The organism is Massilia sp. 01N410 (genome assembly GCF_056399665.1).
In genome coordinates, this window is record NZ_JBFTRV010000001.1 from 307,338 (window position 1) to 331,187 (window position 23,850).

17 protein-coding genes and 1 pseudogene are annotated in these 23,850 nt (G+C 54.1%); 7 read left to right on the forward strand and 11 right to left on the reverse strand.

Translation table 11 applies throughout. The features are described 5' to 3' along the window. Positions 1 to 153: 153 nt before the first annotated feature. Positions 154 to 603 (reverse strand): RrF2 family transcriptional regulator, encoded by a 450-nt coding sequence (locus tag AC1DOP_RS01415; RefSeq protein WP_477249339.1) that lies wholly within the window; start codon positions 601 to 603, stop codon positions 154 to 156. A 538-nt stretch (positions 604 to 1,141) separates the two neighbouring features. Here AC1DOP_RS01415 and AC1DOP_RS01420 point away from each other — a divergent pair. After that, the gene (locus tag AC1DOP_RS01420) at positions 1,142 to 2,353 is read left to right on the forward strand and encodes a hypothetical protein (RefSeq protein WP_477249341.1); all 1,212 of its coding nucleotides are present in this window, start codon (positions 1,142 to 1,144) and stop codon (positions 2,351 to 2,353) included. Positions 2,354 to 2,527: 174 nt separating this feature from the next. Here the strand turns inward: AC1DOP_RS01420 and AC1DOP_RS01425 are convergent, their stop codons facing one another. From AC1DOP_RS01425 to AC1DOP_RS01435, 3 genes are read right to left on the reverse strand one after another with little or no spacing between them, the layout of a single operon-like run. Continuing rightward, positions 2,528 to 2,779, reverse strand: a complete 252-nt coding sequence (locus AC1DOP_RS01425) for a non-oxidative hydroxyarylic acid decarboxylases subunit D (protein WP_477249343.1) — start codon at positions 2,777 to 2,779, stop codon at positions 2,528 to 2,530. Beyond that, complete coding sequence (locus tag AC1DOP_RS01430) at positions 2,772 to 4,199, reverse strand: non-oxidative hydroxyarylic acid decarboxylases subunit C (protein WP_477249345.1); 1,428 nt, start codon at positions 4,197 to 4,199, stop codon at positions 2,772 to 2,774. The genes AC1DOP_RS01425 and AC1DOP_RS01430 overlap by 8 nt, the downstream gene beginning before the upstream one ends. A gap of 11 nt (positions 4,200 to 4,210) precedes the next feature. Further along, positions 4,211 to 4,807, reverse strand: coding sequence for a UbiX family flavin prenyltransferase (locus AC1DOP_RS01435; protein WP_477249347.1), 597 nt, complete (start codon positions 4,805 to 4,807; stop codon positions 4,211 to 4,213). 89 nt (positions 4,808 to 4,896) lie between these two features. On the opposite strand from AC1DOP_RS01435, the gene AC1DOP_RS01440 reads away from it, so the two are divergent. Continuing rightward, positions 4,897 to 5,805, forward strand: a complete 909-nt coding sequence (locus tag AC1DOP_RS01440; protein WP_477249349.1) for a LysR substrate-binding domain-containing protein — start codon at positions 4,897 to 4,899, stop codon at positions 5,803 to 5,805. A 1,083-nt stretch (positions 5,806 to 6,888) separates the two neighbouring features. On the opposite strand, the gene AC1DOP_RS01445 is transcribed toward AC1DOP_RS01440, so the two are convergent. After that, positions 6,889 to 7,302, reverse strand: a complete 414-nt coding sequence (locus AC1DOP_RS01445; protein WP_477249351.1) for a hypothetical protein — start codon at positions 7,300 to 7,302, stop codon at positions 6,889 to 6,891. Positions 7,303 to 7,943: 641 nt separating this feature from the next. Here AC1DOP_RS01445 and AC1DOP_RS01450 point away from each other — a divergent pair. Continuing rightward, complete coding sequence (locus AC1DOP_RS01450) at positions 7,944 to 8,306, forward strand: helix-turn-helix domain-containing protein (RefSeq protein WP_477249353.1); 363 nt, start codon at positions 7,944 to 7,946, stop codon at positions 8,304 to 8,306. Positions 8,307 to 8,490: 184 nt separating this feature from the next. On the opposite strand, the gene AC1DOP_RS01455 is transcribed toward AC1DOP_RS01450, so the two are convergent. The 3 genes from AC1DOP_RS01455 to AC1DOP_RS01465 are packed head-to-tail and all read right to left on the reverse strand — an operon-like array spanning position 8,491 to position 15,866. Beyond that, on the reverse strand, positions 8,491 to 9,120 hold the full coding sequence (locus AC1DOP_RS01455; RefSeq protein WP_477249355.1) for a DUF6988 family protein: 630 nt from the start codon (positions 9,118 to 9,120) through the stop codon (positions 8,491 to 8,493). Next, on the reverse strand, positions 9,113 to 13,003 hold the full coding sequence (locus AC1DOP_RS01460) for a hypothetical protein (RefSeq protein ID WP_477249357.1): 3,891 nt from the start codon (positions 13,001 to 13,003) through the stop codon (positions 9,113 to 9,115). Before AC1DOP_RS01460 ends, AC1DOP_RS01455 begins: the two co-directional genes overlap by 8 nt. Next, a complete protein-coding gene (locus tag AC1DOP_RS01465) occupies positions 12,996 to 15,866 on the reverse strand; it encodes a hypothetical protein (protein WP_477249359.1) in 2,871 nt (956 codons plus the stop codon). The genes AC1DOP_RS01460 and AC1DOP_RS01465 overlap by 8 nt, the downstream gene beginning before the upstream one ends. Before the next feature lie 482 nt (positions 15,867 to 16,348). Here AC1DOP_RS01465 and AC1DOP_RS01470 point away from each other — a divergent pair, with 482 nt between their 5' ends. Beyond that, a complete protein-coding gene (locus AC1DOP_RS01470) occupies positions 16,349 to 16,903 on the forward strand; it encodes a hypothetical protein (RefSeq protein ID WP_477249361.1) in 555 nt (184 codons plus the stop codon). A gap of 77 nt (positions 16,904 to 16,980) precedes the next feature. On the opposite strand, the gene hmpA is transcribed toward AC1DOP_RS01470, so the two are convergent. Next, a complete protein-coding gene (gene hmpA / locus AC1DOP_RS01475; protein ID WP_477249363.1) occupies positions 16,981 to 18,162 on the reverse strand; it encodes an NO-inducible flavohemoprotein in 1,182 nt (393 codons plus the stop codon). 1,106 nt (positions 18,163 to 19,268) lie between these two features. Between hmpA and AC1DOP_RS01480 the strand changes: the two genes are divergently transcribed. The 3 genes from AC1DOP_RS01480 to AC1DOP_RS01490 all read left to right on the forward strand — a co-directional run bounded on the left by AC1DOP_RS01480 (position 19,269) and on the right by AC1DOP_RS01490 (position 22,561). Next, positions 19,269 to 20,816: a S1/P1 nuclease gene (locus tag AC1DOP_RS01480; RefSeq protein WP_477249365.1), complete on the forward strand. Its 1,548-nt coding sequence runs from the start codon at positions 19,269 to 19,271 to the stop codon at positions 20,814 to 20,816. 194 nt (positions 20,817 to 21,010) lie between these two features. Next, on the forward strand, positions 21,011 to 21,331 hold the full coding sequence (locus AC1DOP_RS01485; protein WP_477249367.1) for a helix-turn-helix domain-containing protein: 321 nt from the start codon (positions 21,011 to 21,013) through the stop codon (positions 21,329 to 21,331). A gap of 3 nt (positions 21,332 to 21,334) precedes the next feature. Next, entirely contained in the window at positions 21,335 to 22,561 is a 1,227-nt protein-coding gene (locus tag AC1DOP_RS01490) for a type II toxin-antitoxin system HipA family toxin (RefSeq protein WP_477249369.1), read from the forward strand. Between the two features lie 165 nt (positions 22,562 to 22,726). On the opposite strand, the gene AC1DOP_RS01495 is transcribed toward AC1DOP_RS01490, so the two are convergent. Then, on the reverse strand, positions 22,727 to 23,524 hold the full coding sequence (locus tag AC1DOP_RS01495; RefSeq protein WP_477249640.1) for a hypothetical protein: 798 nt from the start codon (positions 23,522 to 23,524) through the stop codon (positions 22,727 to 22,729). Between the two features lie 141 nt (positions 23,525 to 23,665). Beyond that, a pseudogene (locus tag AC1DOP_RS01500) lies at positions 23,666 to 23,812 on the reverse strand (DUF4236 domain-containing protein); the annotation flags it as partial. Positions 23,813 to 23,850: the final 38 nt, after the last annotated feature.

Below are 23,850 nucleotides of genomic sequence, written 5' to 3' on the forward strand. Positions count from 1 at the left end.
ATAAATATCTGCGCTGACGAATTGCTTTAATATGTATTGCCAGCTGGGGCGAGCGATTGCAGATGCCTCTTCTTCCGCATGTGTAAAAAGATGCATCATAAAATCCAAAAAACACTTATGCCTGGCGAATTCATATCGCTGTTCAATCAATGCTCACCGTAGACTCACGTACTTCCGATGCATAACAATAATCTGTTCACTGACAACGCCACCGCTTAAGTCTGCTAACACGTAACGATTCATTGCTTCGTAAAATGCGCGCAACCCAGCGGCCATTGCCCACCGCAAGAAACAATCCTTGCTCAGCTGGCAATGTTGTGCCTCGCAATTAAGCAATTCGTTGTCACCTTCAAGCTGCTGTAAAACGCTGCCCAACCGAAGATTTGTTGGGTCAGCTAGCAGTAGCAGTCCACCGTTACGACCTCGAACTCCCTGAATCCACCCACAACGCGCTAACTGAGCAACAACTTTCACCATATGGTTGAGCGGGATGTCGAATTGTCTCGAGATTTCAGCAGCGGTCACTAAAGCCCTGTGTTCATTGGCGTGAGCAAGGTAGATGAGGGCACGTATACCGATGTCGGAAAAGCGAGTGATACGCATGAGGCTCTCTTGATGTTCAACAGCATCATTCTATCAAACAAGTATTCAAAATGCATCTTAAAAATTTTGTCGTTGCGAACGTGCATCGACTCCTGGGCAGGGCAAAGTGTATAGGTCTAGGTGAGCGGTGCTGACGGACTGCTTGCCGGGTGCTCAAGAGCGCAACTTTGGCGACCAGTTTGCTGGGCAAGTAGCGGCGTTGCTTCGCGTCGACCACACCAGTGTGCTAGAGGAGAGACCAGGACCACTCGAAGGCCGGGTGCATAGTTCGCTGCCAGTCACCCGACACATCCGCAATAGTCTGCACCTTGTCAGCGTTAAGTTGGCACGCTACCTGGAGTGCGTACTGACCATGTACTAATGGTTCGGCTGAGTAAAGGACGTCCTGTACAGAGCCTCGATGGGTAGACCCTGCGTAGTACGCCGATTTATACGGTATCGACGACGATATTTGAACGTGCCAAATTTTTTTGTTGTCACGTGATTGCTCATTTATTCATGGGTTTGAACGCAGCTACCGCCGTTCATAATTTCAGCCATGAACATCTCACATACGACCACAGCGCCTACTAGCACTAGTGTTTCCGGTGCGAAGAAGGCAGAAGCGCCCAGTGCGGTTAAAACCGTTGCTGGCTCATCGAAAAACTCAGCATCGAGCGCAGTCGAAGGTGCCCTTCAGCGCGACGCCACACGAATTTCTTCCATTGGGAAGCTGACGTCAATGCTTGGGGAATTCCAAGATAAGGCGACGGCGGTGTCTTCAAATACTCTGAAAGCTGGTTTCGCACTTTCAGAAAGGGAGATAAACGCCGCCGTTGAAGCAGGGAAGGCTAAGACAAAAGGTTACACGTTTGAAAACCCGGCTGAGTCCCAAGAACTACTGTCGCCGGAGGTTCCGAGCAAATCGGCTCCTATAATTACTGGCGATAAAGCTACTATACAAGTCGATATTGGTACGCCAGGCACTAAGGCACATTCCAGCATAACGGTAACGATTGACCAGAGTAACAACACTCTTGAAGGCATTGCGAATGCGCTGAAAGACCAAGGGGTTAACGCTGAAGTCGTACAAACCCCAAAGGGTTACCAACTGCACATAACAGGGAAAAGTGGTACATCTAATGAACTTCACATTGGCGTCACTGGAGACACGGCTTTACAGGCTCTCGTAAGCTGGCCCGCTTCGGACAAAGGCGGGATGACAAAGGTGGAGGGCGCCAAAGACGCGCCCACAGGAATCTCGAACGCAAAAGCCTTCATCGACGCAGTGAACGACTTGAGTGCGCAGCTCGACTCGTTGAAGGGAGACGATGAGTATTCAACGAAGTTAATCAATCAGACCAAAAAACAGCTTGGGCAGGCGTTAGCGCGGATTGACCAAAATGCGCTGGCGGCAATAGGTATCACTGTGCACGGAACTACGCTCACAGTTGATGCAAAGAAGCTAGAGGCTGCTAATGACGCTAATCCCAAGGAAGTAGGGGGACTGATTACAAGCGCTAAGGGCATCTCCGGCGTGCTTGCGGCGGAAATTGGAAAAGAGCTTGGTTCTGGGGGAGTTGTGTCCAATGCACGGGCTAGCACTCAGGAGGACATGACTCAGCTTACACGTCAAAAAGAACTCATAACTTCAATGAACCGGCAAGCCAGTTTACTGGCTCAGCAGTACAGCAACGCTGGTCAGGGTGCTTACTCGCAGTTCGGCGACACTGGTACGGTCCGAAAGATGTCTTTGTTTGACTATATCTAAGATATCGAGCTGGCTGACCAAAAGTTGTTTTATACCTTCGGGTTACATTCTCTGGGTAGTCTGAGCTCATTATTTATCGACAAAGGCTGCGCGTCGAGAGTCACTAGGCCGACTCCGTTATGGAGTCGCCTGAACGCGGCACATGGTAGCTCGAGCAATGTGCCGTCGTAGTGCTTAAGTGCGACGCGGAGGAATTTCCGGCATCACTCTGCCTTTTTCGATTTTTGTAGGGTCGATGTAGAAGTCCTTGGACATCGCTTCTCGCTTCACTGCGTAGTCTGGCTCCGTACTACGCCAGGTGTAGTAGCACGTTGGGCATAACGCCATCGTCCATGCACCTGCAACAGGGGATTGAGCCACTATTTCGGTGGCGTTTTCGGCGCACCTGGGGCAGCTAGGAGCTTTGGTATATACGAGGTTAGGCATTGAGCATCTCCATTAACTTTACACGCCATGCGTCGGTGTTTTGTGGCCGGTCCAATGGCTGCGAGTAGTGGCCGCGGATGTCCGGAGCGACTGGCGTAGTCGCGTCAATCACCATCTTATGAGTAATGCCAGGCGGGGATGAGCCAGGGTCGAGCGGCACAACCGAGAGATTAGGGAGGACCATGAGGTCGTCGCGAGAATGGAACTTCGTCGAGACTGCCCACATCACTTGCTTCAAGTCGAAGGGGTCAACCGTCTCATCGACCACGATGACGAGCTTCGCGTATCCCATTCCGTGTGGTGTCGTAAGAACGCGTAAGCCCACGTTCTTAGCGAAGCCTCCGACTCGGCTACGTGTTGAGACAATCACTACCAGGCCGTGGGTATATGCCGCGTTGACTGCCTCGATTTCTGGGAACTGTGCTTTGAGCTGCACGTAGATTGGAGCTGACGTGTTAATGGCAGTCATGTAGTCGATTTCTGTCCACGGCATGCCGATGTACAGGCTTTCGAAAATCGGGCTGCGGCGGTGAGATACCCGGGTAATTTCGAGCACAGGCATCAAGCGGCCTCCCGAATAATGTCCAGTGAACTCGCCGAATGGGCCTTCGGTTTCGCGTTGCCGTCCGCGTATCACGCCTTCGAGCACCATCTCCGCGCCCCAAGGGATGTCGACACCCGAGTATTGCGAGTGCACGACGGGGTAGGGCTTGCCTCGTAGCGCCCCTGCCATCTCGTACTCAGACTGGTCATAGAGGATAGGCATCGCTGCAACACACGAGATGACCGGGTCGTTGCCGATGGCGATTGCAACGCGAAGGTCTTCACCACGCTCTTCAGCTTGGCGCAGGTGGATTGCGATGTCATGCGCTGGGGCAGGTTGTATGCCTAGACGATTAGGTCCTTTTACCTGCAGTCTGTAGATGCCCACGTTTTGGCGATTGGTGTCTTCAGGACGGTCCGGCTCGCGGCTCACAATCACGGCCTTGTCGATGAAGCAGCCAGCATCGTGGCGGTTCAGGCGGAACAGGGGCAGCAGTTCAAAGAGGTTGATTTTGCTTGGGTCATCAATAACGCATTCCTGCCAAGGTGCTTCGACGCGTTGCTCAACTTCGCCAGGGAAGGCTTGATATCGTCGTACGAATTCGAAGAACTGCTCCTTGCTAGGGGTGTTCTTGTCCATCCCCATCATCAAGGCATGGTTAGGCCACGAGCCATGCACGTTCAGCGCAACGCGTGCACCGTCATAACCGTGGATGTTGTCGAAGAGGAGGGCAGGCGTATCTTCGCCGATATCGCTAATTGCGCGAGCTGCCGCACCAAGGTCAGGTTCGGGCGCAACTTGGTCGCGAATGGTCAGCAGTTGGCCTTGCTGCTCCAAGTATGCGAGAAACTCGCGTAGGCTATCAAAAGTGGTCATTGATACTCCAGTCAGATGCGGTTGATAGGAAGTTCGGTAGAGATGTCCTCGCCCCAGCGCTCAAGCTGAGGCAGCTCGAGTCCAAACAGGTCAAGTGCGCGGCCGACGCTGTGGTCGACCAGGTCATCGATGTTTTGGGGGCGAGTGTAGAAAGCTGGCACCGGAGGGGCGATAATGGCGCCCATCTCAGTCGCAGCGACCATGTTGCGGAGGTGTCCTAGGTGAAGCGGTGTTTCTCGTACCATAAGCACGAGCTTGCGACGCTCCTTCAGGGCGACGTCTGCAGCTCGGGTAAGTAGGCTAGTCGTAACACCGCTGGCGATTTCCGCGAGAGTACGAACGGAGCAAGGCGCGACTAGCATGCCAAGGGTGTTAAACGAACCGCTAGAAATCGATGCTCCGACGTCTGCTATAGGGTGGACGACATCTGCTAGGGTGTGTAAGTCACTTCGTTCTAGCTCGGTTTCGTATTCCCGCGTTAGCTCACCCGCGCGTGAGACAACCAAGTGAGTCTCGATTTCTAGTGCGCGCAGCATTTCGAGCGCGCGGACGCCGTAGCGAATGCCCGTTGCGCCGCTGATGCCGACAATGATTCGTTTGCGTGTCATGGTTTGCCTCCGAGTAGGAGGCACCAGTATTGCGGGGAGGGCTCCGCCAATCAATTAAGCGATAGCCGAAGAATTGATAAGGAATATGCATGGATTTGAAGCGCCTACGCTACTTTGTGACCACTGCTGAGGAACTACATGTTGCCCGCGCCGCCGAACGTCTCGACATCGCCCAACCGGCACTAAGTCAACAGCTACGTGTACTTGAAGAGACTCTAGGAACCCGCTTATTTGAGCGCGTTGGACGGGGGATTCGACTGTCAGCGGTCGGCGCAGTTTTTCTACCTGAAGCGCGTGCCACGCTTCGTCAGGCAGAGCAGGCTCAAGCAGCAGTGCATGCGGCAGCGCGTGGACAGCTTGGGCGGTTGGAAATTGGTTACGTGGCCTCAGCCATGCTGGAGGATGACCTGCCACAGCTGCTTCACACGTTTCAACGCACGTATCCCGAGGTACGTCTGCACGTGCGGCGTATGCCAGTGTTGACGCAGTTAAGAGCCGTCCTCGACCGGAAGCTCGACCTAGCCTTCGTTCGAGGCGTTGGGCCAGCGCACGGCATTGAGTTGGACAACCAGTTGCGGGGTCAAGTGTTATCCGTAAGTGAGGTGCTAGTTGCCCTCCCACTCGAACATCCCTGCGCAGCGCAAGAACGAGTCGCCATAGCCGACTTGGCTAGGGAGCAGTGGTTAGTCCTTCAAGATAGCGAAGAGCCCGGCTATTTCGCTCACTGCACGGAGCGCCTTTGTCGTCTAGCTGGATTTGAGCCCCAAGTGGCGCTCAGGGCAGACGAGCTAGTATCCCTCACAGGCCTCGTTGCCGCCGGCCTTGGTGTCTGCCTGGTTCCTTCTTCAATAAAGCGTATCGCAGGGAATCGGGTCGTTCTACGTCCGTTGGCTGATACCATAGAGCGCCTGGAGCTGTTGATGGTTCGTCACCGCGATGCTCAGGCCCCAGCCCTGCTCAACCTGCTTTCCGAACTTTCGTTACCCGTTAAACAGTAGCGCAGTCCGTGGGGCGATTCGGACGCCGCACGCAGTGCCCACAGCCAACTGACGGACGCAATTAGGATATAAATCGAAATTTCTACACAGGTCCTCGCGCCCAACTTCAAACCCTAAAGTAACTTCTATATAAAGACTGAGTTGGCCAACGAAACACGCGGCTCGGCGCTGAAGGGACGCTGCAGACAATGGAACGAAATCAGGCTCCCGGCACTTCCCTGATATATGGGCATACCTTGAACGAGACATGGGTATGCGAAAGCGCCACCGAGATGAACACTGGCCAACTTCCATTAGGCCTTCGGTGATTTTCTTCTCCTCTGCTGTCGACATCAACGCCAGACCCGGTAGCGCGGCGCATCTCCAACAGGAGGCTAATCAAGTGACGTCGGTCTGGTTGGCCAGGGAGCCCAATGAGGTCATAGAATTCTCCAAACGTCATCTCATGCATGCACTTTTGTTCTTTTCGCGTCGCGTAGGCGGCGGCTGCCAGAGTTGCACGCTGCGCTTCATCTGACATGCCCTCCATGTTGAGGGGTGAGGTCATACTAGTCATGCTGTGGTCCATAGGGGTTAGGGAATCTTTGTCTCGGTGACGGTGACGCGAGACTGGTAAAGTAGACTTCGAAGAGTCGCGGTGTCAGGGGAGGGCGATTATGGGTGGGAGAGGCCACTCAAGAATTTCAGCCACCTTCCTAAACGTCCATTTGAGTTGGTCTTCCGTACCGTATCGCTCATCTGGCCTGAAGGCTCGCTGGTAGTACTGAAGAATTATTTCTTCCTCAGCCATATGAGCACGCTCCCCAGCCTTAGTTTGACGACACCGCTCGACCATTGCAGCGACCATGCCCTCGCTGTACTTCCAGTCTTCCCAGCGTTCATGCGGAGTATTGCCAGGACTGTAGAAGTTACCACCTGGTCCGCTTTTCAAGAGGAGTTTTGGCTGAAATCCAGAGACAGCCCCATGTTCTGCGCGGCGTGGATAGTCGGCCGGGACATCTTCGTAGTTCGGTTCATTCGCCATCGTGAACGCACCATCGGTTGGGCCTGAGGTAAATTGTGAAGCCATCCCAGCAGAGCCTTTTACTGTACATGCTGAACTTCGTTGAAGGCTTCGAGAAACAATGCACTCATATGGGCATTTGTTAGCGGGTAGCCAATCTGCCGGGAGAGTAGTGCTTGTCGTAACCAGTGTTCAAGCTCGTCCGTTAGCTGGGGGAGCAAAACTTTCGAATGCTTACGGAACGTCGGTAGGCGAGCAATGTCCTGGGCCGTGAGTAGCTGCTCAATCCAGCACACCATCAACTCTCGTACGGCGTTAGCCTCGTCCGCATAGAGGGCATCGGTTCGGTACATAGCTAACGCTCGAGCTAAAAAGATTTGGGCATCGACACGCAGACGGTGAGGAAGTAAGTCTCTACCGTTAAGCTGCTCGATAAGACTCTTCCAGTGCTGGCTCGTGGCTATCGTGTCATAAGTGCTGACCTTAGTAGACATGATGAACGCCTATCTTAATCAAGTAGCTCGCGTGAATCCGTTGGTCTGCACATGCACTCGAACCAGTAGTGGTGCCTTTGATGGGTAAGCGTACTTGTACAGCGCTAGTACGACGGTGCTCACGACGCGGCATCGAGGCCAATACCAGCGTGCTCGTCGTGCCCAATTTCGCGCTCAATTTCATAGGATAATTACCAGCAAAGGACCGTTACCAAGTCTTCGTACCGCTGTTCGTCGCAAAGGATGAGGCCGACTCCGGATGGCGTGCGGCGAAAGCACTGCACTCCGCTAGGCTGACGACACCTTGTCTGTTGAGCTCATACGCGAGACGCTTTTTCATATTCCAACACTCCTGATGGTTCTGCGAACGGTTGCTTACGTGCGCGCTGACAGATAGGTAGGGCCGCGTTTCGTCGGCTCAAACGTGTGGCCGGTACCGCGAGACGCTCAATGCTTAGGTGCGACCTAAAGGCCCTGATAACGTCTGCAGTGCGCGTAGCAATGTAGTCCTACAGGTCTTACTACCTGTCCGAGACAAAAACTTTACGCTAAAACACATATTACATCAAGTGACTTATCGTTTTATGTCATTTGTTTTAGGTGCCCTGCGGTTGACGATGTTGCCTTTTGTAAGGAAACGCATGCCCCGGAAGCCGAAAGCTCCTGACGCAGCCCTTAGCGTGAGGGTCGGCGCCAACATCAAGGTCGCACGTACTCGAGCTGGTATGACGCAAGGTCAACTAGCCGAGGCTATTGATGTTGAAAACGTAACGTTGTCACGAATCGAAACTGGTGCTCAACTACCGTCACTGGACCGGCTCCAAGTCATTGCTGATGTGCTGGATGTCCCATTGCAAGCTTTGGTCGCCGATGCGAGCACAACGTCCGGAATGGTAGAAATGATGGTCGACGCCATCGAAGGCTTGCCCCAGCGCGAGCAGGCTTTTCTATGCGAGTTTGTTCTTGGTTACTCTCGCCACTGGAAGGAAGGGCAACAGAAATAACGTCGCCAGGCGAGCCGCGGACCGTGCATTGCTCAAGCTGTGGGGCCGAGCTGAGGAGCCAATACCCGCTTCGTACTGTCTCAGCATGCACTGCATGGGTTGCCTAATCAAAGAGCCAACCGTGACGCGCGGCTCTGCCACGCGTCAGACGCCCAGGTCTTTTTGAGATGTGGCTTGCAGGACTCTATGTAGAGGTGTCGAGTGGAGGTAACACTCGTACAAATTGCCCTTGAATGTCACGTATCTTTGCGGTCATAGACGCATCGCCGGTAAGCACCGCAGCCGTCATACCGGACATCGTGACGAGTCCATTCGCGCTTACGACGATTTGCTCGATTAACGTGATGGGAAAGCCTTCACGCTGGCGTTTCGACGCATGGAGGCCACTGTGGATGAAGGAGTTCATCGGCCCAGCCGAGAATTCCTTGAACCGCGCTAGAGGTCGCACGGCCATCGGTGGGCCATTCTTCTCAAGCGCTTTCAGCATCTCGGCTGCCATTGGAAACTTGTTAGCAGCCTTCTGGTTCTCAATGTTTAACGGCCCGAGCATCGTGTCGATGTCACTGTCGCTTGCGGCATAAAGTAGCCACATTGCGCGCGTAACAGCCTCGAATTGAACTCGCAGCAGCGCGGCAGCGGAAGAGGGAAGTCCCGTCTCTACAAGGCTCAACACGCCATAAGCGTGTTCGAACGAAACGCCACATGTATCAATCGCCGCGCTAAATCTTGGGCCAGGATAGGGGGAAGCGCGCTCGAGTAACGCTCCAACCGTATCGTGCAGCTCAAACGAATCACGCAGAAGAAATTCATTCATGTGTCTCGTGCCGGCCAGGTGACGGGTGGTCACCGCGGCGTTCTGATAGGAGCAGGGTGTTGAGTAGATTCAGTTCGTTCGACGCCATGAAGTAACGGTCATCAAAGACTTGGGCTAAGTTTAGAGGTTCGACTGCGCCTACTGAAGCGCACCATGGGAAGGAGCGGTAGCGTGCTATTGGTGGCATCGTTGCTGAGCCTGCATTCAGAGATTTGGCTAACGCTTCTAACCACATGTCCGCATCGGCTAGTTCGAACGACGTTCCACTCTGCTTCGCAGCGTTGTGCCCGAACTGAATGTAGCCTGCCGGTACAGCTACCCAAGTGTTTGGAGACTTCAAGTCTTTCAAGGTATTGAACTCGACATATGAGTCCGGGTTGTCTCGACGGAGCAAGTCTGCGAGAGATTTGGCTGGCGTGCGAAGGGCGTTTGGATACGCTCTATCCTGGTCAATTTGGTAGAGCTGCGAAAGTAGCCTCTGTGCTGACTGCGCTGTCTCGACTTCATGTCCCTCAAACGTAAAAACCTCCTGCTTCGCAAAGGCTTCCCAGTTCTCGAAAATGATGGGGCCGGCAAAGTACGTGTGGTCAGCGAAGCTGCCGGTTTCACTGTAGCGTAGTAGGGGAGAGATAGCGCTTGTCGCAAGCTCATGGATGGACGACAGCTCCGTATCCTTTACAACCGTGCGCGTGTCCGCATCCTTTTTGCCTACGGCTTGCAGCTTCGTTCGAGAGAACAACTCAATAATGTTCGATGAAGCAGCTCGTACTAGGCCAACTCGAGACGGGTCCTTGCCTCGAACTCTAAAGACATCTGCTTCCTTCAGAAAGGTAGTCACATGTTGGGACATGATGCTGACGAGTTCTTCTGTGCCGACCGCGCCAACTGGCACTAGAGCGAGAGGCTGACGTAAGCCTGCATCTCCTGTTATGCGGGTAAAGATGGTCGAGCGGAGCATCACGAGCAGGGTCAGTAGGTCTAGGGACTGGCGTAGCCATTGGCGTTTGTCTGTTGGTCCGTCACCGATGATGAAGTCATCAATCATCATGACAAGCTGACGTGGGACGCTGTCACCCGACACGTAGACCCCGTCGTCGTTCAGGTATTGTCCGCGCCCCCGGTAGATAAGCTGTGCAATTTCCATCAGCGCTGACTCAATGTTGAACCGTGGGACGGTTGCGATAATCCAGTCAGTCTTCGGGAACGACACTCCGCGGGCGCCAGATGAGGTCATCAGAAAAACCTTCACCTTGTCACGAATCTCAGGTTCTACCAGTTGTTTCCGGCGCGTGCCGGGGATTGAAGAATCGAGAATCTGGATGTCCTCTTCGTCCAGTCCAACAGGGTTATGTTGAGCGAGGGTCGACTTCAGACTGCTGAGGAAAAGCTTATCCTGCGCGAAGTAGATAACCTGGCCGGCACCTTTGTCGAGAGCGCGGCAAATTTCGGAAGCAGCTGACTCGAGCAGCTTCGTCTCTGCTTCACGGCGAATGGCTTGCCTGGGCGTCTCCAAAATTCCTACCGTGGTTTCCTCAGGGTGAACTGAAGTCATTCGAACGCGGTACTGAATCCCTAGCTCGCTCGCAGGGTAGCTGTTGGTCATCACATGGAAGGTACTAGTCTTGATGCCTCCAATTTTCACGTCTGTGACCGCTACACGGAAAGCACGGTCACCTTCAGAGCGTGAGATGAGAACCTTGTCGGGAGTGCGGTCGCCCGCGTTGAGGTAGCGGTCAAGCACCACCTCGTTACCGAGAGACGCGTCAGAAATGATGAGCGTCACCGTGAACGGACATGGCTCATCTTCAAAACAGTTGATGAACTCGTTGCGGAGCCACTTTGCGACTGCATGCACGAACGGGGCGCCGGCGCCGTCTCCGGCCAGCTCGTCGACCATCACGACGATGTTAGGTATGCGCTCAGCGAAAGCCCTGCGCTCCTTTATGGCTGCGTGTGGACGACTGACAGGGTTTTTGAATAGGCTCGATAACGCGTCCATGGTGGTCTTGCCGCCACCGCGGTCCCTGAACCCTTGTAACGCCGCTGTCATCACCACGCGGTTGACATCGGGATTTAGGGCCAACAGTTCGCGGGTTGTCGACGACATCCCTTTGAGTACTCCGACTAGCGACTTGTCGCTTACCTTGTCTTCGTTTTCCGACAGCACGCTCTTCTTGTATCGACTGCCGGCAAAGCCATCCTCGATTTCATGCTCAATCTCAGGCTCGATAACGAGGATACTTCCGGTTTCAGGCTTTACTAAGCTAGCGACACCGTCAGCCACCACCGCACCTTCTACGTGACGTCGCTCCGCTTTGCCTTGTTTGACCTGTTCAGAGTGCCAGCGCTGTGCAGAGGCGATGAGTTGAGCATTCGTCGTGATGGTTAGAATCCCAGTGGGCTTTCCATCCTGGCGAGCTAAGCTTTCGGTCACGTCTCGGTTGATGACGACTCGAGGGCTCACGTAGAGGAACAGGTAGCCTTCCTGTTTCTTACCTAAGTGCTTTCGCACCGCGGTAGTCTTTCCGATGCCTGGATTGCCCTCCAAAGCGATGACGTTGAGTTTGCCCGGCGACTCCTTCTCCATCCCTGCAACGACTGACGCAGCGTGGAGGTCTCGCAGGGAAATTCCCTGTCCATCTTTGTCGTATGGTGAAAACGCCTCACGCATCGCGTGCTTTGCGGAGCGACCAAGGAACTGGCGTAGTCCTGGCGTGTCGTCGACCATCGCCAGTGCGTCATCCAGAGCGAATTTCTGCATCGGGTTAGCAAACTTCGGCAGCGTCTCCTCAAAGTCAAACGCATAGTCTTGACCAGGTTTGGGCGTACTTCGAAGAGCCTTCATCCCTCGTTGTAAAGCTGCAGGCAACTTGCGCAGCACGCTGTTGAACACAGCTTCGGTCTGCTCCGATAACGCTTCCTCGTCTCCATCAGCAAGCTTCTTCGTCTTCCGGTAGGCGGTGCCCATCTGCTCCATAAGCGCGCGGCGAGTATCACTAGACTGGTCCTCAAAGCGCGCGGCCAAGCTCTCAAGTCCGTTCGGCGTAATCGCCAGTGCGCGAACAATGCAGGGATTGGTCAGTAGGCCGGTAGCGCGGAGGAAGGACACGGTCGACTCACCATAGGCACTTGCCTGGCAGAGCTTGTAAAGCGGCTTGTTCTCGCCGGTGAGTGCACCGAGGTGGTTTCGGATGTCATCAGATAGCTCGAAGCGCTCGCCATCTACTTCCGCGGCTACGCGAGCGAACACACTACGCGAGTCTACATGCCTGCGATGACGAATCAGCTCGTCTAGGTGCGCATCCTGGTTACGAAAATCTCCAAGTTCTGGAGGCATGTCGTACGAGTACTCTTGAACCAACAAGTAGTCCTCGCGAGCTTCGCCAGACAACCAGAGGATAAAGTCCGCGTTGGCAGGCATGCCTTTCATCGATAACGCCGGGTCAGGAATGCCGGAAATTCCAAACTCCTTTGCGAAGGCCATCCGGTTCGCCAGGCGTGCGGCGTCCGTCGCTCCAGAGCTTCCTGGTAGGGACAAGGGGCACCAAAGGGCACGAAGCTTTAACGTGCCGTTCTCCAACCGCTTTGATAAGGGCTTAAGGTACTCTCGCATGGTTGTGTAGCCTAGGCCATAGGCTGTCAGTGCCATGTGCTCTACTGCGGCCTTGACGACGTTGCGTGATGTCTCATCGAGTAAATCGAGTTCCTTAATGACCGCAGACGACACGCTTAGCAAGCGTTTTTCACTCCACTCGGATATGCCCGCGTGGGCTGGCGACAGCAGATTGCGCTCGAGCAGGCACGCCAGTACGCCACGCTTGACCAGGACTTCGTAGGCTTGTCCCCAAACCGCTGCTTGCTGTTGAAAGGATGCCTCACTCATGGGACTGCTTATCCTTGTGGAGCACCTTGGTGACGTGAGCAAGCACGGCCGGAAGCGACAACAACACAGAGCGGCCGCCTCGCCGACTCATGATTTCTACCTCGCCAGCAGCGGCTGTGGTTTGGGGCGCCGTCCAGTCAAACGGGTCCAGGACTGGCAGCAAGTGGCTCTTGTCAGACGGTTTCTCGCTTTCCATGAAGTGAACGGCGCGAAGTACCGCTACCAAGGATTTTCGGACGCCGTAGCCAGCGCCGATGCCCAAGATGTTTTGACGAACGGTTTCGCTCAGCTGTATATCTGAAATGCGCTGTTCGACGTCAAGGAAGTAAGTGCAGAAGCCTGATTGAGGGCGGCTCTCTTCGTCGACCACGTTCAAAGTCGCGAACGTATAGACTGGCATGAGACTGCGCAAGACATCCTGCGCGACATCGTCATACATCGCTTGGTGGTCCTTGAATGACACGATTTCAAAGGCGCTTTCGTGGCTCTCACGACGACGAAGCCTGGTGGCAGGGAAGACGTCGCGACGCAGCGTGTACAGGAACACTTCTGGGAAACGCTTGGATGCATCGTCCAAAAACTCTAAACTACCGTGGGGCGAATGTCTCTCCGCGGCGCGGCCGATATGACGGTTACCGTAATGATGGGATAGCAGCATGATGTGCTTGAACCCATCTTTCTGCAGTCTTGAAATTTCTTCCAGAATAAGTTGCGGAGTGTTGAAGTCCTTGCTTGTCTCAACAAGGCGCGACTGCATCTGGTCTAAGCGAACCGTACTCTGGCCATTTTCTGTACTCGCCTTATAGGTCCGGCTCACAAAAAGGAAGCCATCGGCGTCAGGATGGTTCGGATGGAGGTCACAAGGGCGGGTGACATACGTCACCAGAGCCACCTTCTCTAGTTCGCCTTGGACTTTGAACTTTACCGGTTGGCTGCCCAGAAGCGCGTGTAGGGCACCGCGCTTTTTCCACCTATAGTTATCGGCAGAAGTACGGTCTAGGGTTGTCAGCCCTTGTAGCTTTACTGGTAGCTCGCGTGAGAGTGCTTTCTCCAAAGCTTGGCTAACAGCGTAAATCGCGGTGTTACCATCGTGAGCATCTTCTTCCCGAGCAGCCTTCTTGCCACTGTGCTGTAGCCGCGCAATGGTCATGGAAAGCGGGCGTCCTAGGGCTTCAATTGTCCGGCGACTCACTTCCCAAAGTGCGATATACGTCACAAGGGTGAACGCGGTTAAGACGGCCGCACGCAGCTGCTCACTACGAGCCTTATCAGACTCACTGTTACCGAGGCGGCTTAGCTTTAGGGTCTTGACGTCATATTCAATCTGTACGCCGGCGCCCGCTTTGAACACCTCGTCATTTGTGATGTCTGATGACCACTCGAGAGTCTCCTTGACCCACCGGAAGGGGACCATGCGAACAGGGAGTACCGCTGAGGACAAATCACGTTCCATTGTGACCTGCACAGCGTCACCCGACGGTGCGAATGACCGCTCCTTAAGCTCAGTTTGAACTACATAGGAAGCGATGCTTCCTGGGACGATGGATGCGTCTGAAACCGTCAGGTGACTGAACCAAGCGATTGAATTTGCGCCTCGGTCTGCTTCGATGAGTATGTTCGTCTTCGACGATGTAAGTGCTTCGACGGCTTCCCAGTTCACGATGCCGCGGTCAAGAGCCATCGTGAACTTGTCGACGCTACGATTTATTACGTCGACCAGCTTCAGGGAGCTCGTTTTCAGCACTGCGACTAACTCGTCAGCAATCTCATCGATGACCTTCGTCCGCTGAGACAGCCGGTCGTACAAGATTCGTAGAGTCTTTGCAGGATTTGCCTTCAGTTCACGGGCGATGACGGCTGACTTTTGCTCCAGATTCAGTTCTTCATCGTCATCAATGGAGTTCGGAACGACCAGGTACAGGAACAGTAATTCGGCTACGGTCTTCTTGATGTTCTTGTCAGGCGATGGCTCGTCGAGCGCACGCTCATGGATGCGCATGAGGCGAGTGTCGAACGCAGACGCGCCGGACTGCGGGTTCTTGCCGTTGACCCGGAAGCGGTAGGAGACTTCGCGTACGGTCGCGAATCCGCGCTCTGGTTCCATACGCGTTTCAAAGAGCTGGACGGACCATTCTGCCCAGGCTGGGAGACAGTTGTAGAAGAGTGCTTTGCGAAGATGGTCGCCAAAATCTGAGTTGTTTGCTTGACCGTAATCGGCGCTGACGTCTAACAGGAGTGACTCAGCTGTGATACCAGCGAATTTGTCAAAACACTCTCGAACGCGTCGAACATACGTTTTCAAGCCTGCCTTGTCGCTCTTCGCCGCGATTGACTCCATCAAGCGCATCGTCACTTGAAGCCGCACGCGGGATAGAGCCTCGTCGTCCAGGAAGTCTAGTAACTGGCGAATTTGACTTCCAGGCCGCGCCCTTTGGTTCCGTACGGCTGCTACTACTTCGTCTACGAACTCTTCATCATGACCGTCGTTGCGTAACTTCTTCGCGATGCCGTTAAGGAGCACGTCAAGCCAGTCACGTCCGTCTACTGTTTCGATAGCAGACAAAACGCGGGCGATGTCCTTCGTTCGCTCAGCAGCCTTTCGCCCTGGCGCTGCGAACTGAATAGGTACAACGGTTGCGGTTTTTGGTTGCGTTGGCATTCTCTGACCGACACTCGCGGCAAGAACGTCCAGCGCGGCTTGCAATGATGGTAGTGCGAGGCTTTTAAAATCAACCTTGCCTACAAGCGCATCCAGTTCGGTAGAAATGGCTTCTCGGAGCTTCTCGACCCCTTGTGTCGTTGCAGGCTCCGAACCAGGTAGTAATCGACCGCCTAGTTTGGCTGTTGTGCCGAACGGAGGCATGTCAATGTCCCTCACAAAACCAGTGTCTGTTCCAGGCTCGAACTCTGCCTTGAAATTCGGATTCGACAGCAAGCGCTGTATAACGCTTCGAGTGTTGAGATGGACAGTAGCTCCCTCGACCCTTATGAAGGGTAGAGAGGAAATACCGGTAGTGGAGGTGTTAGGTATAGCCGAAGCCAGCAGGTCAGCTAGCTTGGAAACTTGCAGAGACGGAGTGCGGTCGCGCGCGGAAATAGTCGACCCGCCTCGAAGAGAGGAAGTCATCGGTCAGCTCCTTTCGTTGGCAGCTACGCCACTTCCCCAAACATCTGACCAAGAGGTGAGGGGGGTTTTAAAATCAATGAATGCAGTCTACCACCGCTGCTACTGATGTCTATAAGCAAGAGATAATCTATTAGTAAAATTTGTTGCTTATGTGCAAAATCCGTGCTGAGATACCTACTTAACCTGAGCAGTAAGTTGTCAGCCAAATAGGCGGTGATATGTTCTTCAACAAGAAAGCGGAGCAGTTGCCAGTTCGCACCGCTGTAGAAACATTACACTGGGGGAGGGCGAGCAGTCGCTCGCAGTCGACCAGAGTAATAATCAAGTCGTGGTCCATTAAGTTGCTGCCGATGCTCAAATATCCTGCCGGCTGCAAAGTCGAGGTCAGTTTCGAAGGGGGTGCACGCCTGGGCACAACTCCGAGGGTGCCTGTCTATGGCGAAATTGAGATACCCATCGACCTTGAGCCTCCGAACATGCTGTCAGACTACTGGACAAACGTACCAGAATGCGTGAACGGACATGCTTCAATGTCTCTGGACGGCGTGCCCCAGCTCTTTATGACGCTTTACTGCACTAGTGCAGCAATGGAGTGGGTTCAACGTGTATGCACCGCAGGCTTCTCATGCGCCGGAAGCACCTTAGACCTTGATATTACGCTTGGGTACCCCGACGAAATTACCGATGAGTTCTGGCACACGCGCTGGCAGAGCGAAAAGCTGCTGATTCACACTTGGAAGGTGCAAGCAGGCGCTGACCGAGACCTCGATTGAGGTGGTTGACTCACAGGCGTACGCTTGCTCTTACATACATGACGAGTGGCGGGAAGAACCCGCCACAGATAGCGAAATTATTGCAGAGCTATTGCGGGGCCAAAGAACTCGTAGTGAGTCTGCTCTTCAGGGACACCGATTTCGACCAAGCTACGCTTCACCGCTTGCATGAACGGCAGAGGGCCTAGGAAGTACGCATCCACATCACGGGAGGCGGGCAACCATTTCTCGAGAAGTTCGTTGTTCAGGTAGCCACTTGCGTGAACATGCGTCTCTTCCTCGCCCACTTCGGCATAGCAGTAGAAGCGTTGCAGGTGTCCATGCTGGCCAGCAAGCGAATCGATATGGTCGCGGAATGCATGAACTTGGCCATTGCGCGCAGCGTGGATGAAGTGAATCTCGCGACCCGTGCTTAGCGCTGCATCCAGCATTGCAAGCGTCGGAGTAATTCCCACGCCACCGCTGATTAGCACCAAGGGCTTGTCCGACTCCTTCAGGGTGAAGGCACCTGCTGGCGGGAAGAGCTGCAACACGTCGCCTTCTTGTACGTGGTCATGCAAGAAACCAGAGACCTTACCGTGCTGCTCACGCTTAACACTGATGCGGTAAGTGCGGCCGTTGCTAGCTGCCGACAGCGAATACTGACGGCGTGCCTCTTCCCCATTCACTACCACTCGCAAGCCGATATATTGGCCAGGCGTGAAGTCCATGACTGGGTCGCCATCGGCCGGGGCAAGGACGAACGAAGTGATTTCAGCGCTTTCGACTTGTTTGCTTTGGACGACGAAGTCTCGCATCCCGTTCCAGCCACCTACGACCGACTTTTGCGCCTCATAGATTTGCTGCTCGGCGCCGCTCAGGATATCGGCTAACTGGCCATATGCTGCACCCCAGGCTTCGATGACCGCGTCAGTTGCGACTTCTGCACCCAACACTTCGCGTATCGCCTTGAGCAACGAAGCGCCGACCAACGGGTAGTGACTAGGTTGAATCTGCAGCGACACGTGCTTGTTGATGATGGTAGCAACCAATGGCCCAAGAGCTTCGAGCTTCTCGATGTTTCGAGCATATGCGAGCACTGCGTTGGCCAAAGCACGTTGTTGTACGCCGCCTTCCTGGTTGGCTTGGTTGAAGAATGGGATGACCTCTGGGTAGTCCTTGAACAAAATCTGGTAGAAGTGGCGCGTCAGCGCTTCACCGCCTTGCTCAAGAATAGGGACGGTAGCGGTAACGATGGCGCGATGGGCAGCTGACAGCATGGCATTTCCTTTCCAATGGGTAACTTAGCGTGGAGAAGTATAGCCTTTTTTGCTGAAAGCTGCATATGAAATACATCTTATGGCTCAACTTTTTTCGTGTCTGGTTAGAGCGTCTACAGTCGAGATTAGAAAATCATAAGCTAGGACAGGCTGCTGGCCGTCGTGCCCCTCAACTAGGAAGCAGTCGAACAGAGGGCTTAGCGGCTCCGTAGACAGCTCAGAAAACTCTACGTGGCCGTACGAAATGCAGTTTGCGGTGCGCGTTGAAGGGAGTTAAACCGCCCACGCTACCTATCGTGGACTGCCGTCGCGGTAACCCAACAAATTACAAATTGAGTAACTTTTTGTTAATAACATCATGATATTGTTCTTGTGCTTTCTTTATCGAACACTCTTATAAGGAGGTTGCTATGGAAAGGTTCATTCGTCGCCCAGAGCCTAACTCGCTCAGTGTTCGGGACTTACTCGAAGCACGCGACCAGTACCACGTTCATCTTGCTAACCTCCCGACGGTAATGGGGACCGCTGTTGGGCGATACCGAATCAGGCTTAAGGACAAGAACTTCGAAGACAAGAACGAGGAATCGCTTAGTGGTGAGCTCGGACCTAGGACTCTCCTCAACAGTGACGTCAGAGATTGGTCCTGGCCTTGCGTACTGGTGTTCGTGAACCGATGGCTGAGCCTTGACGAGTTAGGCAAGCATCCGGAACGAACTGTGCCGCCAGTTCTCTACCTGAGCGATGGGCGCCAAGTACGTACGTGTCCAATCTTGGTTGAGCGTAGAGACATGAACCGCTCAGCTGCTGAAGCTGCTCGGTACGGGGCAACCAAGTTCGGACCGAACTTTCAGATGTTCGTTGATGACCAGGGAGCGACGCGTCTTGGCATCGCTTCCGCTGTGGTCGAGGACGGAGCTTGTGCGTACATTCTGGCTAATCGGCACCTGACCGCCGGCGCCGACATTGGCACAGAGGTCTACGTATACCCTCGAAACAAAAGAAGCCGAGTTGGCCATGTGACTAATCGGTGCGTCAACTCGACCCCGCTTGGGAAAATCTATCCTGGCTTCAGTAGCCGCCCTACTGAACTTACGCTAGACGCTTCCTTGGTTAAGCTCGACAACGTTACAAGCACCACTTCGCAATACCTCGGTGTTGGTACAGTGGGAGAGCCCGTCGATTTGAACGCCGATACGATGAGCCTCAACCTCATCGGCTGCCCGGTCTTCACTGAGCTCCCTGGTGGTATTCGTACTGAAGGCAAAATCCAAGGGCTGTTTTACCGACATAGCTCTATTGGCGGCGTAGACTCCCTTGCAGAGATACTTATCGGCCCACGCGACCCAGCTGGAAGCGTCGAAACCCGACCTGGAGACTCAGGTGCAGTATGGTTTTGGGATGAAGACGCTGATGCGGCTAGAGCAGACCAGGGCGCCCAAACGAAGGCCGATAAAGACGACGGAACCAGCTCGGGAAATGCTGCCGCAAAGGTCGCTCGAGCTTACAGGCCGCTGTGTGTCCAATGGGGCGGTCATGGCTTCCTCTCGCAAGGGGCGAAGGACTCAACAGAGTTCGTGCTTGGGACTGGCTTCAGCTCGATTTGTAAGGCACTGGCGGTCGAAGTCGTTAGAGACTGGGGTCTTGGCCAAAGCAGGTACTGGGGCAAGGTAGGCCACTACGCTATCGGCTACTTTGCCTGCAGTGCTCTGGAAAGCGAAAAGGCCAGAACGCTCTTTAAGGCTAACGTAGTCTCGATTGGTGTCTCGACGGATGACATCGTCAACGGAGAGCTACCAAGCGCTGCGCACACAGACCGGTTTATCCCGCTCGCAGATGTTCCTGACCTGGTGTGGAGACGGTCACGAGCGAAAGACGCAGCGAACCACTTTGCAGACATGGATGAGGAAGGGAAGGGGAAGTACGCGGGCAAAACACTACTCGACATGTGGAAGGACAAAGCGACCCGCACGACGCAGGTATGGAACGACTTCTACAGCAGTATCGACCCGAAACGCTTACCCAAACACCGCGGAGCCCTTCCGTTTCGCGTAGCCCAGCTCTTCAACGTGATGAAGGACGCAGTCCAAGCTGGCAAACTCGACGAATACATCTGCGCAGCTGGCGTGTTGGCGCACTACGTGGGCGACGCTTGCCAGCCATTGCATGTGTCGTCACTCCATCACGGACTCCCAGACGACAAGAGCGACGATAAGGTCCATGCGGTCTATGAAGACGACATGCTGAACTACGCTAGCGCGGAGATGGTCGCCGGCGTTGAAAAACGCCTCAAAAAGCAGGCAAACACGGCATCTTTTTCTGATGCAGCTGGTGCAGCAAACGCAGTCGTAGAACTCATGCGGAGGACAATCAATAAGCTACCTCCTGCAGAGGTCTTGGAGGTCTACAACCGTGTGAGAGGACAGAAACAATCGGCAGCGCTATGGGCAGAGCTTGGAGACCGCACTACGGACTGTATGGCGGACGGTGCTATAACTCTCGCTAAGATTTGGCAGGCAGCGTGGACTGCCGGCGGTGGTGACACGAAGGGCCGCTTCACCAAGAGTGACTTGGCAAAGCCAGTCGACCAAGCTCAGTTGAAGACGCTCTACGAGACTAAGACGTTTGCCGAGTCGAAATGGCTCTACGAAATGTAATGTTGCTTAACTCGAGCGCTTCTCTAAACAAGCCGCAAGCCTCGTCTCGCTAAATCCACCCTGACTTGAGCCTGATGTTGGAAGCTAATGTATCGAAAACGAGTTTTTAAGGCCTGAAATGGACTATAATTACTCAAAATCGATACATCATTTAGGCCCGGTCTGACTTGGCCACACGGGTTAAAAGGGAGGGTATGCTAGAGTTTGCGCTTGCAACTGAGAAGGAAATTCGTGTCGAACTTGTCGGGCGATTACGTAGGCAACGTCTAGCCCAAGGATTGACCATGGAAGCGCTTGCAGCTAGGGCCGGCATCGCAACGGCCACGCTTCAACGGCTGGAGACAGCCGGAGACTGCACCTTCGAGAACTTCATACGGGTAGTACAGGCACTAGGACTGGTGTCGCAGCTTCACGAACTTTTTGCTCTCAAAGTATCGTCGATTGCAGAGATGGAGCGCCAAGCTGCACAGGCTACTCGCATCCGGGCGCCACGGAGAACTCGGGCGGTACGATAAACCATGCAAAAAATTCAGGTGAAGTTTTGTGGCTGGGGCCAAAGTTGGCTGCTAGGCGAGCTCGCTAGCGATGGCCCAAACACGCTCTTTGAATACTCGGCAGATGCGCGAGTGAAGGGCGTTGAGCTTTCCAAGATACGGATGCCCCTTAGTGTCGACACTTATCGGGGCTTCCCGCGAGAGCAAATGCAGCTACCTGGCTTGATTGCAGATGCGATGCCAGACGGGTGGGGAGTTCTACTCATGGACCGGTTCTTCCGAAAGCAATTCGAACGACGTCCACATCAGGTTTCTGCGCTAGACCGGCTCGCATTTATTGGCGACAGAGCTATGGGCGCGCTTAGCTTCGCACCCGCAACAGATATCGAGCTGGCACCTCAGAGGCTCAACCTCGTTGAGCTGGCTAGGGACATTCAGCAAGTTGTGGTCGACAAAGACACTACTGCTCTGAAGCAGCTCGTGCTGTTAGGCGCCTCTCCCCATGGTGCACGCCCTAAAGTGCTGGTTCAATACGACGAACACTCTGGCGTTATTAGCACTGATGAGAGTGCCTTGGGTACGCCTTGGCTCTTCAAGTTTCCAAGAGGGAATGAACACAAGGAAGTATGCGCGATTGAGTGCCTCTACTTAGAAATGGCGCGTCGGTGTGAGCTGGATGTGCCGGCAACAAGGTACTTCGACCTTGGCCCGAAGACAGCAGCCTTCGGTATCAAACGATTTGACCGGTTTGACGGCATGCGGGTGCCAATCCATACCTTAGCCGGTGCTCTGAATATTGACTTCCGGGTTCCGAACACAAGTTACGATACGTTGCTTCGAACGACACGCGCGCTTACGCTCAGCGAGGTTGAGGTGTTAAAAGCCTACGAGCGTTGTGTGTTTAATGTTGTATTCAATAATCGCGATGACCACACCAAAAACTTTTCTTTCAGGATGGATGGGTCTCTCGCGTGGAACGTTTCGCCATGTTATGACCTGACCTATTGCCCTGGTCCCGGCGGCTACCATCAGATGGATGTCGAAGGAGAAGCATTGTCTCCAGCGAAACCACATCTGTTAAAGCTAGCAAGCTCTAACGGCATCCGCCCGTCACGAGCTCAAGCCATCGTTGACAGAGTCGTCACCGTAGCCCGCCAGTTTCAAAATGCTGCAAAGGACTACCCGATTCGGAAGACGACCGTTAGTGAGATTGCGCGAGCCATCACAGCTAACTGCAATCGAATGACTTGATTGCGAGAGTCAGTCTCGATAGGTGCCGCGCCTGATGCAGCTGGGTACGACTACACGGTGATAGGGCTAGGCGAAGGTCTGTTGTTCTGCTGACTGCTGCCTATGCCTTGTACTACCGTTTCCGCGCTGTTGCCTAGCCTTCAGAGGACACAACAAAGACTGTCGTTAAGCTGGCAGAACTGAGGACATTCGTTGTACTTCAGTCCGAACACGAGCGCTCACGGAATGCTTGGATAACTGGAAGAGTTCGTTAAGGCCTGAATGGCTCTTAAACGCTAACTCTTCGTAAAGTGCAATCGGTAGCTGGCGGTTATTCTTGAAGCGCCTGTCGGGCCCGCCACCTTTGTTCACGTACCGCCAAGTATGTCCTACCACCTGAGCATCGCCCGGAACAGCTCCGTCCTCGATGAACCGCCTAGACTCACTGCTGACGTCCAAGTCTTTGTACGAGATAGCGCCGACGCCAGAAGCCGAATACAACAGTACGCGGTCAGGCATGTAGTAGATAGATGTGGAGCCTGACTTTACATACGGCACTTCCAGATTTGACTTGACCATTGGTGGCAAGCCTTTTCCAAACTGTGCGTCTTTTCGGTTCACGACCGACCCGGCCCCGGCATGGTACTTGCGGTCATAAACCGCCGCTTGCGCATTAATGCGCCACGCTCTACGACATCCAGCCAAGGTTTGGAAGGCCTCATGCAGTGCTTCAAAAGCGCGCTCATTTGCAGCATCCAGGTCGTAGAACAGCACTGAAGTCTTGGCAACGGTGTCTCTAACTGACATGTAAATCGTGAGAGCTACCAGAACCGCAAGGGAGAGCAGAGCGACCCAGTCCGGTGCGGTCGAGAAGGCAACCCAAAGAGCAGGAACGCTACCGGCGGCTGTCCATTTCCAATAGTTAGGCCGATTTGCCTTGTTATTCAACTCACTGAGCAGTTCAGCAGACGAAGTGTCTTGCATAGCCGACACTGGGGCACTTTCAATCGCCACCATAGGGCCTAAGCCAGGTTCGGGCACTGTGCTCGACAGTGGTCTAGGTGTCGGTGCCGGCGGCGGCGTTAAGGCAGGCTGAGCGGTTGGTATGGTGGCACGATAGTAGAGCCCACCTCGACCAACCGAGATGTAGTTCCCTCGCGGCCCTGTGCCAACTCGGAGGCCTTTAATTCCAGCTGACACTCCGACGCCAGATTTCGAAAAATTGAACCGGAAGGGGCCAACGCTCACGCTCTTTCGTAGATAGAAACCCATGAAACCTCTGAGGAATTAGTTTCAAAAAAACAATTAAG

Excerpts from the sequence above, each read along its gene's own strand:
- AC1DOP_RS01420 (WP_477249341.1), top strand. The coding sequence starts at position 1,142 with ATGAACATCTCACATACGACCACAGCGCCTACTAGCACTAGTGTTTCC.
- AC1DOP_RS01435 (WP_477249347.1), bottom strand. The coding sequence starts at position 4,807 with ATGACACGCAAACGAATCATTGTCGGCATCAGCGGCGCAACGGGCATT.
- AC1DOP_RS01455 (WP_477249355.1), bottom strand. The coding sequence starts at position 9,120 with ATGAATGAATTTCTTCTGCGTGATTCGTTTGAGCTGCACGATACGGTT.
- AC1DOP_RS01425 (WP_477249343.1), bottom strand. The coding sequence starts at position 2,779 with ATGCCTAACCTCGTATATACCAAAGCTCCTAGCTGCCCCAGGTGCGCC.
- AC1DOP_RS01465 (WP_477249359.1), bottom strand. The coding sequence starts at position 15,866 with ATGCCTCCGTTCGGCACAACAGCCAAACTAGGCGGTCGATTACTACCT.
- hmpA (WP_477249363.1), bottom strand. The coding sequence starts at position 18,162 with ATGCTGTCAGCTGCCCATCGCGCCATCGTTACCGCTACCGTCCCTATT.
- AC1DOP_RS01460 (WP_477249357.1), bottom strand. The coding sequence starts at position 13,003 with ATGAGTGAGGCATCCTTTCAACAGCAAGCAGCGGTTTGGGGACAAGCC.
- AC1DOP_RS01430 (WP_477249345.1), bottom strand. The coding sequence starts at position 4,199 with ATGACCACTTTTGATAGCCTACGCGAGTTTCTCGCATACTTGGAGCAG.
- AC1DOP_RS01445 (WP_477249351.1), bottom strand. The coding sequence starts at position 7,302 with ATGTCTACTAAGGTCAGCACTTATGACACGATAGCCACGAGCCAGCAC.
- AC1DOP_RS01440 (WP_477249349.1), top strand. The coding sequence starts at position 4,897 with ATGGATTTGAAGCGCCTACGCTACTTTGTGACCACTGCTGAGGAACTA.
- AC1DOP_RS01485 (WP_477249367.1), top strand. The coding sequence starts at position 21,011 with ATGCTAGAGTTTGCGCTTGCAACTGAGAAGGAAATTCGTGTCGAACTT.
- AC1DOP_RS01470 (WP_477249361.1), top strand. The coding sequence starts at position 16,349 with ATGTTCTTCAACAAGAAAGCGGAGCAGTTGCCAGTTCGCACCGCTGTA.
- AC1DOP_RS01495 (WP_477249640.1), bottom strand. The coding sequence starts at position 23,524 with ATGCAAGACACTTCGTCTGCTGAACTGCTCAGTGAGTTGAATAACAAG.
- AC1DOP_RS01415 (WP_477249339.1), bottom strand. The coding sequence starts at position 603 with ATGCGTATCACTCGCTTTTCCGACATCGGTATACGTGCCCTCATCTAC.
- AC1DOP_RS01450 (WP_477249353.1), top strand. The coding sequence starts at position 7,944 with ATGCCCCGGAAGCCGAAAGCTCCTGACGCAGCCCTTAGCGTGAGGGTC.
- AC1DOP_RS01490 (WP_477249369.1), top strand. The coding sequence starts at position 21,335 with ATGCAAAAAATTCAGGTGAAGTTTTGTGGCTGGGGCCAAAGTTGGCTG.